This window comes from Bradyrhizobium brasilense, from assembly GCF_029714345.1.
Taxonomy (GTDB): domain Bacteria; phylum Pseudomonadota; class Alphaproteobacteria; order Rhizobiales; family Xanthobacteraceae; genus Bradyrhizobium; species Bradyrhizobium australafricanum.
On the sequence record NZ_CP121669.1, the window covers coordinates 3,842,439 to 3,854,913 of the forward strand.

At 62.6% G+C, this 12,475-nt stretch carries 12 protein-coding genes; 9 read left to right on the forward strand and 3 right to left on the reverse strand.

The annotated features are described in order from the left end of the window. The first annotated feature begins 133 nt into the window (after positions 1–133). Positions 134–1,735, forward strand: a complete 1,602-nt coding sequence (locus tag QA635_RS17900) for a S10 family peptidase (RefSeq protein ID WP_283070700.1) — start codon at positions 134–136, stop codon at positions 1,733–1,735. Positions 1,736–1,995: 260 nt separating this feature from the next. On the opposite strand, the gene QA635_RS17905 is transcribed toward QA635_RS17900, so the two are convergent. After that, a complete protein-coding gene (locus tag QA635_RS17905; RefSeq protein ID WP_028342674.1) occupies positions 1,996–2,892 on the reverse strand; it encodes a DUF2189 domain-containing protein in 897 nt (298 codons plus the stop codon). A gap of 532 nt (positions 2,893–3,424) precedes the next feature. Here QA635_RS17905 and QA635_RS17910 point away from each other — a divergent pair. The 8 genes from QA635_RS17910 (at position 3,425) to QA635_RS17945 (ending at position 10,223) form a co-directional block, all read left to right on the forward strand. Further along, positions 3,425–4,258 carry a cytochrome c oxidase subunit II gene (locus tag QA635_RS17910; RefSeq protein WP_283070713.1) on the forward strand — a complete coding sequence of 278 codons (834 nt, stop codon included), beginning with the start codon at positions 3,425–3,427 and terminating at the stop codon, positions 4,256–4,258. A gap of 83 nt (positions 4,259–4,341) precedes the next feature. Next, positions 4,342–6,117: a cytochrome c oxidase subunit I gene (gene ctaD, locus QA635_RS17915; RefSeq protein ID WP_229159874.1), complete on the forward strand. Its 1,776-nt coding sequence runs from the start codon at positions 4,342–4,344 to the stop codon at positions 6,115–6,117. Further along, on the forward strand, positions 6,114–6,818 hold the full coding sequence (locus QA635_RS17920; RefSeq protein ID WP_283070716.1) for a cytochrome c oxidase subunit 3: 705 nt from the start codon (positions 6,114–6,116) through the stop codon (positions 6,816–6,818). The genes ctaD and QA635_RS17920 overlap by 4 nt, the downstream gene beginning before the upstream one ends. A gap of 15 nt (positions 6,819–6,833) precedes the next feature. Then, complete coding sequence (locus tag QA635_RS17925) at positions 6,834–7,556, forward strand: heme-copper oxidase subunit III family protein (RefSeq protein ID WP_283070718.1); 723 nt, start codon at positions 6,834–6,836, stop codon at positions 7,554–7,556. Positions 7,557–7,564: 8 nt separating this feature from the next. Beyond that, positions 7,565–7,972: a cytochrome C oxidase subunit IV family protein gene (locus tag QA635_RS17930; RefSeq protein ID WP_283070720.1), complete on the forward strand. Its 408-nt coding sequence runs from the start codon at positions 7,565–7,567 to the stop codon at positions 7,970–7,972. A 139-nt stretch (positions 7,973–8,111) separates the two neighbouring features. Then, complete coding sequence (locus QA635_RS17935; RefSeq protein WP_283070722.1) at positions 8,112–9,020, forward strand: heme o synthase; 909 nt, start codon at positions 8,112–8,114, stop codon at positions 9,018–9,020. A 450-nt stretch (positions 9,021–9,470) separates the two neighbouring features. Next, positions 9,471–9,635 carry a hypothetical protein gene (locus QA635_RS17940; protein ID WP_168856726.1) on the forward strand — a complete coding sequence of 55 codons (165 nt, stop codon included), beginning with the start codon at positions 9,471–9,473 and terminating at the stop codon, positions 9,633–9,635. A gap of 150 nt (positions 9,636–9,785) precedes the next feature. Beyond that, entirely contained in the window at positions 9,786–10,223 is a 438-nt protein-coding gene (locus QA635_RS17945) for a DUF5658 family protein (protein WP_057019648.1), read from the forward strand. 78 nt (positions 10,224–10,301) lie between these two features. On the opposite strand, the gene QA635_RS17950 is transcribed toward QA635_RS17945, so the two are convergent. Together QA635_RS17950 and QA635_RS17955 are read right to left on the reverse strand one after the other, a co-directional pair. Then, complete coding sequence (locus tag QA635_RS17950; RefSeq protein WP_283070726.1) at positions 10,302–10,808, reverse strand: hypothetical protein; 507 nt, start codon at positions 10,806–10,808, stop codon at positions 10,302–10,304. Positions 10,809–10,876: 68 nt separating this feature from the next. After that, positions 10,877–12,415, reverse strand: coding sequence for a DUF1254 domain-containing protein (locus QA635_RS17955; RefSeq protein ID WP_283070728.1), 1,539 nt, complete (start codon positions 12,413–12,415; stop codon positions 10,877–10,879). Positions 12,416–12,475: the final 60 nt, after the last annotated feature.

Here is a 12,475-nt window from a genome sequence, read left to right on the forward strand (position 1 = left end):
GCCGCGCTCGTCTATACATCCCGGGCGGCCTTGTCGAGATGGTCCGGGAACGGACCGCATGCCACGCCGGCGCCGCCAAACTAGCGCAGTTTGCCGCTGGATTGCGTAAATCGGGGCGCAGGGAGTGAACGATATGGCTAACAGTCTTGCGACACGGCTCGCCGCGGCGTTGCTGGTGGCCTGCCTTGCGACCGTGGCGCGAGCCGACGATGACGTCCCGCAGCCATCGCCGTCGCCGAGCGCGCAGGCCCCAAGCGGCCAGAACCCAAGTGGTCAGAGCCCGAGCGGTCAGAAAGGGCGGGCAGGGCGCGGCGGCGAGGCTGGCGCCGGCGCCAACGCTGCGGCCAGCGGCTCGACCGCCGAGCAGCACCGCCTGCCGCCGGACTCCACGACCAAGCAATCGGTCGCGCTGCCTTCCCGCACCCTTAACTTCAGCGCGACCGCGGGCTCGATCCGCGTGTTCGACGACAAGGGCGAGCCGCTCGCCGACATCGCCTATACGTCCTACCAGCTCGACGGCGCCGAGAAGGCGAATCGGCCGGTAACCTTCCTGTTCAACGGCGGTCCGGGCTCCGCGTCGGCCTGGCTGCAATTGGGCAATGTCGGGCCGTGGCGGCTGCCGTTCGACGGCGCGGTGTCCTCGGCCGCGCCCGAGCTGCAGGCCAATGCCGACACCTGGCTCGATTTCACCGATCTCGTCTTCATCGACCCGGTCGGCACCGGCTACAGTCGCTTCGTCACGACGTCGGAGGAGGCGCGCAAGCGCTTCTTCACCGTCGACGGCGACGCCAATTCGGTCGCGCTGGTGATCCGCCGCTGGCTGGAGAAATACGACCGGCTGACCTCGCCGAAATATCTCGTCGGCGAAAGCTATGGCGGCATTCGCGGGCCCAAGGTGGTGCGCAATCTGCAAATGCAGCAGGGCGTCGGCGTCCGCGGCCTGGTGCTGATCTCGCCGGTGCTCGATTTCCGCGAATATACCGGCTCCAGCCTCCTGCAATATGTCGCAAGCCTGCCGACCATGGCGGCGGTCGCGCGACAGGCGAAGGGTCCGGTGACGCGCGAGGATCTCGCCGACGTCGAGAGCTACGCGCGCGGCGATTTCCTGCTCGACCTCGTCAAGGGTCAGGCCGACACCGAGGCCACCACGCGGCTCGCCGACAAGGTCGCAAGCCTGACCGGGATCGATCAGGCGGTGAGCCGCCGGCTGGCCGGCCGCTTCGACATCGGCGAATTCCGCCGCGAGTTCGATCGCAAGAGCGGCAAGGTGACCGGCCGCTACGACGCCTCCATCGAGGGCTTCGATCCCTATCCGGATTCCAGCTATTTCCGCTTCAACGATCCGTCCGGCGATCCGCTGATGGCGCCTTTGACCAGCGCCGCCGTCGACCTCACCACGCGCAAGCTGAACTGGCGGCCGGACGGCTCCTATCATCTGCTCAGCGAAAGCGTGAACAAGGCCTGGGAGTTCGGTCACGGCATCAGTCCGGCGGAGTCGGTGACGCAGCTTCGCCAGGCGCTGGCGCTCGACCCCAACCTGAAACTCCTGGTCGGCCACGGCCTGTTCGATCTCGCCACGCCGTACTTCGCCTCGAAGATCATCCTCGATCAGTTGCCGGCCTTTGCGGGCCCGAGCCGCACCAGGCTCGCGGTCTATCCCGGCGGCCACATGTTCTACTCCCGCGACGGCTCGCGCCAGGCGTTCCGCAAGGAGGTCGAGGCGCTGATGAAGTGAGGGGGTGTGGCGGTGTGGATTGCGCCGTCGCTGCAAATACGGTCGTCGTCCTGGCGAAAGCCAGGACCCATAGGATTCGATTGTGAGCGGGATCGTGGCCCCAGCGTCGCGCAACAAATGCCATTTGGGGTAATGGGTCCTGGCTTTCGCCAGGACGACATCGATAGTGGCGCGGCCGATATCCACATTCGTCGTCCCGGCCCCCGTGCGCAATTGCGCACCAGGCCGGGACGACAGCGACATGCTTCGCGCGAAAACGCTTAGCGCTCACGGCTCCACGGGAAGAGGGAGGCCGGGAAATCGGCCGCGTAGCGGTGACCGATCGGCGGGCGGGGCTCTTCTTGCGGAGGATTCCGGTCAGGCTCGACCACCTTCCTGTAAAGATGCCAGGTCGCATGACCAAGCACCGGCAGAACGACGCAGAGACCGACGAAGAATGGCAGTGAGCCCACGGCCAGCAATACCGCAACGATCAATCCCCACGCGGCCATCTCAATTGGATTCATCATCACGGCCCGTATTGAGGTGCGGATCGCATCGATCGCGGTCGCATGACGGTCGAGCATCAGTGGAAAGGAGACGACGCTGACGCATAGGGCAACCAAGGCGAAAAGGAAGCCGACGCCGCATCCGACGATGATGAGCGACCAGCCTTCGGGCGTCGTCAACACGCGCTTTGCGAAATCAGGGATGCTCGCAGCCGGCGCATAACCGAACGTCATGATGTAGATCGCGTCCGCGGTGGCGATCCAGACCCCGAACAGAACGAGCAGGAGAACGCCAAGTTCGAACATGGCGCCGAACGACGGCGCGCGCAGCACCTGCATCGCATCCCAGGCTCCTGGCTCCTCTCCGCGTTCGCGCCGTCGGCTCAGTTCGTAGAGGCCGAGGCCGGCGAAAGGACCGATCAGGGCGAAGCCGGCGGCGAGCGGAAATAGCAGCGGCAGCACCGAATAGCCAAGCACAAGTCTGAACAGGACAAGTCCGAGCACGGGATACATCACGCACAGGACGATTGCGTGGGTCGGGATGGCCTTGAAGTCTTCCCAGCCGAGGCGCAACGCGTCGCCCAGGTCGGAAAGGCTGATCTTGCGAACGACGAAGGCGGTAGAGACGCCAAACAATTGCAGCTTGGGTCGTGCGAACACCGTGGTCATGGTTCCGGTCTCCTTGCTTGTGGCCGCAGGGGAACGGAGCGCCATCAACACACGCACATCCGCCTCATGCGCGAAAATCGCGACTGAGTCCGGCAAATCAGATTCAACCAGAAGGAGCTTGCCGGACGACATCTGTCGCAACCGGTCCAGTAAAACTAGTCCGATGCGCGGCAGAAGCAAGGTGGCGAATACGGTCGGGAGAATTGTGCAGGTGCACACACGAGGTCTTGCGATGCACCATGCGATAGGGGAGGGCCGATCAGTGTTCGCGGCATCCAACACGCGCCGGACAGCGGCGGGCATTACTCCTCTATTGACGTCTGGCTCGATGGGTACCATGTTGATGCTTGACGCCCCCAGCTCCGATGAGGTTGCGGCCGTGACGTTGAGTTTTTGTCATGTCCCAGCATCGCGACCGGCAGAATGGGCGAGGCAAAAGCCACGGTGATGGTGAACGTGAGACCATCCCTCTGACGTGAGCTCCGCCCTTTCGTTCGTCTCCGCAGCCTTCAATGGCAAGGAGGAATGAGGGATGGCTGTAGCGATTTTACTGCTCCTGGTTGCCGTCGCCTCGGTGCTGTTCCACCTCTACAGCCCCTGGTGGTGGACCCCGATTGCCTCGAACTGGAGCTATATCGACCACACGATCAACCTGACATTCTGGATCACCGGAGCGGTGTTCTGCGCGGTGATCGTGTTCATGGCCTATTGCGTCCTGCGCTTTCACCACACCGAGGGACGGCGCGCCCACTACAATCCCGAGAACAAGAAGCTCGAATGGTGGCTCAGCATCGGCACCGCGATCGGCGTCGTCGCCATGCTTGCGCCGGGCCTCATCGTCTGGCACCAGTTCGTCACCGTTCCCGCCGAAGCGACCGACGTCGAGGTCGTTGGACAACAGTGGATGTGGAGCTATCGGCTTCCGGGAAAGGACGGCCGGCTCGGCACGTCAGATGCGCGCCTGATCAGCTCCGACAATCCACTCGGGTTGAATCCCAATGATCCGAACGGGCAGGACGACATCGTCGTGCAAAACGAGGATCTGCATCTGCCGGTCGGGAAGCCGGTGAAAGTGCTGCTCCGCTCGATCGACGTCCTGCATGATTTCTACGTGCCCGAGTTCCGGGCGAAGATGGATATGATCCCTGGATCGGTGACCTACTACTGGCTCACGCCGACCCGGACCGGAACCTTCGACGTCCTCTGCGCGGAGCTTTGCGGTGCTGCGCACGCACAGATGCGCAGCAAGGTCGTCGTGGAAGAAGAGAAGGAATATCACGCGTGGCTGGACAAGCAGCACACGTTCGCCGCCTTGTCCGGCCAGCGCAACGTCGCGAAGGCCGCGTACAAGACTGGCAGCGAATGAACATGCCGACGAGGATCGGCCGGATGTTCGGCCGGATATGAAGTGAACTCGTCGCTGAGCGGAAGACCAAGGAGGGTATTCCGATGGTCGATATCCCGTTTGATGAGGTCGCAGGCATCCCGCCCGCCGAAGTAGGTGAGGTCGAGCTCTATCATCCGCACAGCTGGTGGACGAGGTACGTCTTTTCGCAAGACGCCAAGGTGATCGCCGTCCAGTACTCGATCACGGCGATGTCGATCGGAATGGTTGCGCTGGTGCTGTCGTGGATGATGCGGCTGCAACTGGGGTTTCCCGGCACATTCTCCTTCATCGATGCCAACCAGTACCTTCAGTTCATCACCATGCACGGCATGATCATGGTGATCTACCTGCTCACGGCGTTGTTTCTCGGCGGCTTCGGCAACTACCTCATCCCGCTGATGGTTGGCGCGCGGGACATGGTCTTCCCCTACGTGAACATGCTGAGTTATTGGGTCTACCTGCTCGCGGTGCTGGTGCTGGCCGCGACGTTCTTCGTGCCGGGCGGGCCGACCGGCGCCGGTTGGACGCTTTATCCACCCCAGGCGATTCTCTCCGGTACCCCCGGGCAGGACTGGGGCATCGTTCTCATGCTGGCCTCGCTGATCCTGTTCATCATCGGCTTCACGATGGGCGGGCTCAATTACGTGGTGACGGTGCTGCAGGCGCGCACGCGCGGCATGACCTTGATGCGCATGCCCTTGACGGTGTGGGGCATCTTCACCGCGACCGTGATGGCGCTGCTGGCGTTCCCGGCGCTGTTCGTGGCCTCGGTGATGCTGCTGCTGGACCGCCTCCTTGGAACCAGCTTCTTCATGCCGACACTGGTCGAGATGGGCCAGCTGACCAAGTACGGCGGCGGCAGCCCGATCCTGTTCCAGCATTTGTTCTGGTTCTTCGGCCACCCCGAAGTCTACATCGTCGCGCTGCCGGCGTTCGGCATCATCTCGGATCTGATCAGTACGCACGCACGCAAGAACATCTTCGGCTATCGCATGATGGTCTGGGCGATCGTGGCGATCGGAGCGCTGAGCTTCGTCGTGTGGGCGCACCACATGTATGTCAGCGGCATGCACCCGTATTTCGGGTTCTTCTTCGCCACCACGACGCTCATCATCGCGATCCCGACCGCGATCAAGGTCTACAACTGGGTGCTGACGCTTTGGCGCGGCGACATTCATCTCACGGTGCCGATGCTGTTTGCGCTCGGCTTCATCGTCACCTTCGTCAATGGCGGCCTGACCGGGCTGTTCCTCGGCAACGTTGTCGTCGACGTGCCGCTGTCGGATACGATGTTCGTTGTCGCGCACTTCCACATGGTGATGGGGATTGCGCCGATCATGGCCGTGTTCGGCGGGATCTATCATTGGTATCCGAAAGTCACCGGGCGAATGCTCAATGACGCGCTCGGACGCTTCCACTTCTGGGTGACGTTCATCGGGGCCTATGCGGTGTTCTTCCCGATGCACTATCTCGGCCTGCTGGGGATGCCGCGCCGCTATCACGACATCGGCGAGACCTCGTTCGTCCCGGCATCCGCCCATGACCTCAATGCGTTCATGAGCGTGGCGGCGCTGATTGTCGGCTTCGCCCAGCTCGTCTTCCTGTTCAATCTGGTCTGGAGCCTGTTCAAGGGAAGAGAGGCGGGCGGCAATCCCTGGGGTGCCACCTCGCTGGAATGGCAGACGCCGGAGACCCCGCCGGGGCACGGCAACTGGGGCAAGGAGCTCCCCGTCGTCTATCGCTGGGCTTACGATTACAGCGTGCCCGGTTCCGCGAGGGACTTCATCCCGCAGAATGAACCGCCGGCCAAGGTGCTGGCCCAGGGAGCCCATCCGTGAGTGCCATCGTCCTGTTCATTGCTACGATTGCAGCGATCGCGGGATGGTGGCTCTCGCAGCAACGGCTGGCCGCCAAGCCGTGGCTGGAGCAGGGCATTGCCGTGGATTTTCGCGGCGATCTCGGCTCTTCGGTGCCGGCGGCGAAAATCGGCCTTGGTGTTTTTCTCGCGGTGGTCGGCTCGCTGTTCGCGCTCCTGATCAGCGCCTACTCGATGCGCACCACCATGGTGGACTGGCGCGAGTTGCCGCTGCCGAGGCTGGTGTGGTTCAACACCGGCGTCCTCGTCATCAGCAGCGTGGCGCTGCAATGGGCGCTGATCTCCGCGCGCCGCGACGACCGTGAGGGCCTGATCGCCGGCCTGTTGGTCGGCGGTGCATCGGCCGTGATGTTCCTGATCGGGCAGCTCGTGGTGTGGCAGCAGCTCAACATCGCCGGCTATGTCATGGCGTCGAATCCGGCCAATTCCTTCTTCTATCTGATCACCGCGCTCCACGGGCTGCACGTGACCGGCGGCCTGGTGGCGCTCGGCAGGGCGACCGTAAAACTGTGGCGCGGCGCGCCGATGACGCAGATGCGCCTGAGCGTCGAGCTTTGTACCATCTACTGGCATTTCCTATTGTTGGTCTGGCTGGTCCTGCTCGGCCTGCTGACGGGCTGGACCGACAATTTCGTCGACATCTGTCGCCAGTTGCTCACCTAGCGAGGGCAGGAAGCGATGACCGAAGCCACATTCGCAACCCCCAAGGCACTGCCCGGAACGATACCCGGATTGCGCGGCATCGCCGCCGACTGGGCCTCGGACCAGCGCGCGTTCAAGAACGTGTCCTGGGGGAAGGCCATGATGTGGATCTTCCTTCTGAGCGACACCTTCATCTTCAGCTGCTTCCTGCTGTCGTACATGACGGCGCGAATGTCGACGACCGTGCCGTGGCCCAACCCCAGCGAAGTATTCGCGCTCAATATCGGCGGTCAGCACATCCCGCTCATCCTGATCGCGATCATGACCTTCATCCTGATCAGCAGCAGCGGGACGATGGCGATGGCCGTCAACTTCGGTTACCGCCGGGATCGCGTCAAAACGGCCGCCTTGATGCTGGCCACCGCGGCATTCGGCGCGACGTTCGTCGGAATGCAGGCTTTCGAATGGACCAAGCTGATCATGGAGGGCGTGCGGCCCTGGGGCAACCCGTGGGGCGCACCGCAATTTGGCGCTTCCTTCTTCATGATCACCGGCTTCCACGGCACCCACGTGACCATCGGTGTGATCTTCCTGATCGCCATCGCGCGAAAGGTTCTGCGGGGAGACTTCGACGTCGAGCAGCGCGGCTTTTTCACGAGCCGCAAGGGTTACTACGAGATCGTCGAAATCATGGGCCTGTACTGGCATTTCGTCGATCTGGTCTGGGTGTTCATCTTTGCCTTCTTTTATCTCTGGTGAGGTCGCGCATGACAGAAGCAGCGGTACATGTGGAAGGGCGGGCGGCACAGCACGCGCTACACACCTATGTGCATGGTGCGGTGACATCGGGTGCCGCGCATGCAGAGGGCCAGCAGCACCCGATCAAGCTCTATCTGGTGGTCTGGGGATGGCTGTTCGTGCTCAGCACCTGCTCCTATCTCGTCGACTATTTTGGGATCCATGGCCACCTGCGATGGTCGCTGATCCTGCTGTTCATGGTGCTGAAGGCCGGCCTGATCGTGGCCGTGTTCATGCACATGGCCTGGGAGCGATTGGCGTTGGCCTACGCCATCCTGTTGCCGCCGGTGCTGGTGCTGGTGTTTGTGGGGATCATGGTGTTCGAATCCGACTACACGCATCTGCTTCGGGTCATGTTCTTCGCACCTGCAAGCTAGAAATGCGACGGTCATGACCACATGGGTCATGCTGGACGAGGCAAGGCATCCCGAAGGCGGAGGCCTTGCCGCATGGTCCGGCACCCTGCGAAGAGGGCCTTCAACCGATGGCTTTTCGAACTGACGGGGAATTAATCTCGTGCAAATCAATCGTTCAATTCGTCGCCGGAGCTATGCCAACATCGGAGACTACGTCGCACTGACGAAACCGCGCGTGATGTCGCTGGTCGTCTTTACCGCATTGGTCGGTCTCATGGTCGCGCCCGGCGGCATCGATCCCTTCACCGGGTTCGCTGCTCTTCTTTGCATCGCCGCGGGCGCCGGCGCCGCAGCTGCGCTCAATATGTGGTACGACGCCGACATCGATGCGGTGATGGCGCGTACCGCCATCCGTCCAATTCCCAGCGGCCGCGTATCGCGCCCGGAAGCATTGGCCTTCGGATTGATGCTCGGCACGTGCGCCGTCCTGGCTCTCGGCACCTTGCTGAACATGGCCGCTGCTGCGCTGCTTGCTTTCACGATCTTCTTCTACGTCGTCGTCTACACGATGTGGCTCAAACGCCGAACGCCGCAGAATATCGTCATTGGCGGTGCCGCCGGCGCGCTCCCTCCGGTGATTGGCTGGGCTGCGGTCACGGGACATATCGGGCTCGAGCCGCTCATCCTGTTTCTGATCATCTTCCTTTGGACGCCACCCCACTTCTGGGCACTGTCGCTCAATCTTGCTGGAGAATATGCCCGTGCCGGCGTGCCGATGTTGCCGGTCGTGGCTGGCAAGACCGAAACAAAGCGCCAGATCCTTCTCTATTGCGTGCTCTTGGTTCCGATCTCACTGCTGCCTTGTGCGCTGGGGTTCGCGGGAGCCGGCTACGGCGCGGCCGCGGCGACGCTGGGAGCGATCATGATTTTTCTCGCTTGGCAGTTGCGCCGGAGCGACGACAAGGAAAGGCGGCCTGCTCGTCGCTTGTTCGTGTTTTCGATGCTCTATCTGGTCCTGCTTTTTGGGGGGCTGCTGATGAATGCTGCACCCTACGCTCAGTCCCACTGACTGGACGCATTCGAATCGACAGCCGCTGGGCATTATTCGGAAAAATCGAATATTGTTGCCGGGCGGGCTTGCGCCGTCGGGCAGCTCAGTGATTGAAGTTCGCAGGCACTCGCCAGGGACGGCCCTAGCGCTCGTCCCGCATATATGGACTTCGCTGGGAGACGAGCCTCAAGTCTTGGTCTGCCGACATCGTCTGGAGCCCGTGCATATGTGGCCCGCTCGCCGGGTTGCCCAACAGGATCCAGGCGATGGCGCCCGTGGCCAGCATTCCGCCGCAAATAACCAAAAGGTCCCGCCTCATCGCGCGTCCTCCGTATGCGGCCATTTCCAAGCATAAATCAGGCCAATCCATTCGGGCCCGGGCAGGTGCGGCGCACAGGATAGCGTTGGACAAGTAGGACAGGCTCGCCCTAAGCTCCGTCCATCGCAGCAGCGAGGCGCGGTTCAAGAATGGACTGGTCCTACTATCTCGGGGGCACTGCTATTGTCCTGCTCCTTCTTGCCTATCGGCTGCATGGCGGGCTGTTTAGGAAGAATTCACGGCGGGACGAGAAACTAAATCGACTGATTGATGAACGCATCGGACGCTTGGACCTGAAGCGCCGCAACGATTGAGCCGCCCTGAAGCGGCACCTCGAGGCCAACGCAACGCCACTCTCCGGAATCATCCTCACGGCGACGGCAGAGCTACCTTGGTCTCCCGAGATGACCATCTCGGCAGATGATGCTTTTTTGTGATTTGAAAAGAGATATTTGAGCAATCGAATGAAGGTCTGGGTCTATACCGACACAAGCAAGCCCGTTGGCGAGCCGGAGCATCTGAAGATTTTCGCGACCAATGATGCCGCGCAGTCGTGGTTCAAGCGAAACGTCCCGGGGGGCGCCGCATTTGCTTACGAGATTATTCTGGGGCCACGTTACCTCGCCAAGACGCTCCTCGTGCTGTCCGTCCTGCTTCTTGGCATCGCCGATCTCTACACCACCAACACGATCCTGAATCTCGGCCTCGGCGAGTTGAACCCGTTTATGCATGTCGCTCAGACATGGCTCGGCCCGTGGTGGCTGATCCCGAAGCTCGGTTTGACCTATTTCATGATGTGGCTGCTCTGGCGCAGCAACAACCCCTACAATATCGCGATCGTGGCGGCGTTTTGCTCCACGCCCGTACTCAATAATCTTCTGATCATAGCAAGCACGAAGTAGGGCGCAACACCAGTGGTGCCTCCGCCAGGGCAGGCGCGAGACATCACTGGCGCAACATCGGCTCGCCCGCTGCGGCGATTACTGGCAGTAGTCCCAGAATCCTTGCGTGCGGGACGGATCGGTATAGTACCAGCACATGCCGGGCGCCGGCGCGGCACCGGCCCATGCCGCGGCCGTTGCCGCCGTCACGACCCCGATGGCTGCGCCGGCTGCGATTGCGCCGCCCCGCGGCCAGTAATACCGGCCGGGACGCGCCCATCCGCCGCCTCTCGCCACCGTCCGGCCGCGGACCGCGACGTTGCCGCGCGGCCCGACGACTGCGGTGCGGCCGCGATAGGCGCCACCGCGCGGCCCAACGGCTGCGCCACCACGGTGAACGACGGCACCTCCGCGGGGACCGACCGCCGCGCCGCCACGGCGACCGGCCGCGCGGACGTCGATGATGTCGGATGATTGCGCGGCGTGGTTGCCGATCGGCTTCGCGCCGAGCAGCGTTGCGGACGCCGATTCAAGCGGCATCGCCGCAATGATCGACGCGGTGAGGATGGACGCTGCAAGCATCGTAGTACGCTTCAAGTCAGGCATCAGTATCTCCTGGTAAATTCGGCTACGTCCACCGATCGATCCGGTCGGCGCAGCACTGTCCTCCGTCCTTATGCGACCTTCTTGATCACCGGCGGCGTCCACGCTCCGTCGAGGATGCCCTCCTTGCCCCAGTAGGCGCGGATGTAGAGCGAGAAGTGGCCGTTCGGCGCCGGCAGCCAGTTCGCCTCCTTGTCGCCGCCCGGCGATTTCGCGCCGGCGTGGAGCGTCAGCGAGCCGTCCGCGTTGCGTTTGAGGTTCTTGTTCTTGGTGCCGAGCGAGTAGCGCTTGAGGTCGTTCGGATTGAAGAGGTGCTTGTCGTTGTACAGCGTCAACGACCAGAAGCCGTTGACGGGCGGCTCCTGTCCGGCTGCGAACGTGATGTCATAGCTGTTGCCGCCACTAAGCTCGGCGCCCGCGCCATCGTAATCCGTGTAGAAATACTGGGTCTCGTTCGGCCGGTTGTCGAACATGTTCGACTTTGCCGTGCCGGTCCTGTTGAAGTAGTCGAGACCGAACTGCGCATTGTTGGTCGAGCGATTCCAGCCGTTGCCGGCCGGGCGGCCGTTGTGTTTCCACTGAAAGAACTGCTTGACGACCTTCTCGTCGGTATCGACCGCGGTCGCGACGAGCACCTTCTTCAGCTCGGGATCCCTTGCTGCCGCGTCCGTCAACAGCCGGAACTGGCCATACATGGCTTCCTCGCCCGGCAGCGGGTCGACGATGTCGAGGACCTCACCGAACTGATCGAAGAATTTCTCCGGTATCACCCATTTCGTTTCTTCTCCGCTCGATGCCGGCCCCTTGATGTCCGGTGCCTTGCTCCATTCGATCGTCTTCATCTTCCCGGTGAAGTCCTTCAGCGGATAGGCGACGACCTGGTTGATGACGGACTGGATCGCCTTCTTGTCCTCGGGCGTGTCGTCCTGGAAGATGCGCGGAATGGCGTTCGCGAGCGAGGTCGAGCAGCGGACGACCTCGGTGATCCCCGACGGCTTGAGGCCTTTCCAGTTGGGGCCGGCCAGCAGATAGAATCCGGGCTTTGACTTGTACGGCTTGCCGAGCTCGCCGAACTGGTCGGTGCGGGCGTCGTAGAGCGCATAGACCCAGAAGCGGTCGCCGAAATCCGGCACCTGGATGACCACCGGCTCCTCGTCGAGCGAGAAGAACCCGAGTCCGTAGACGACGTCCTGATTGGGACAGGTCACGAAGGTCTCGGACGGCTCGATGTAGTCGGCGAGCATGCCGATCTGGCCACGCGGTGCGGCGGGCAGCACGCCGTTGAGATGTCCGGGTTGCGGAGCCTGCGTGATCGCGGCCCTGCGGTTGATCATGTTGACCATCGGCCAGCCCCAGACATAGGCCATCTGCGCGATTGTCCTCGCATAGTCAGGCTGCATCACGATGCCAGTGGCCGGCTCGGTCACGCTCGAGGTCGCGGCACAGGCCTGTTGAGCCTTGGCGCTGTCAGCCGTCACCGCGACCGCAGCGGCGGATACCGTCACCGGAACGGCCGCTCTGGTGAACCCGGCAGCGAGCGACGCCGCGCCGATGCCGGTCTTCAGGGCGTCACGACGGGTGGCAGAGAAATCGTTGGTCGAAATTGTCATAGCGGACTCCGGTTCAGATTGCTGCTCAAGCCCCTGGTTGCGAGATCACGACACACGAAG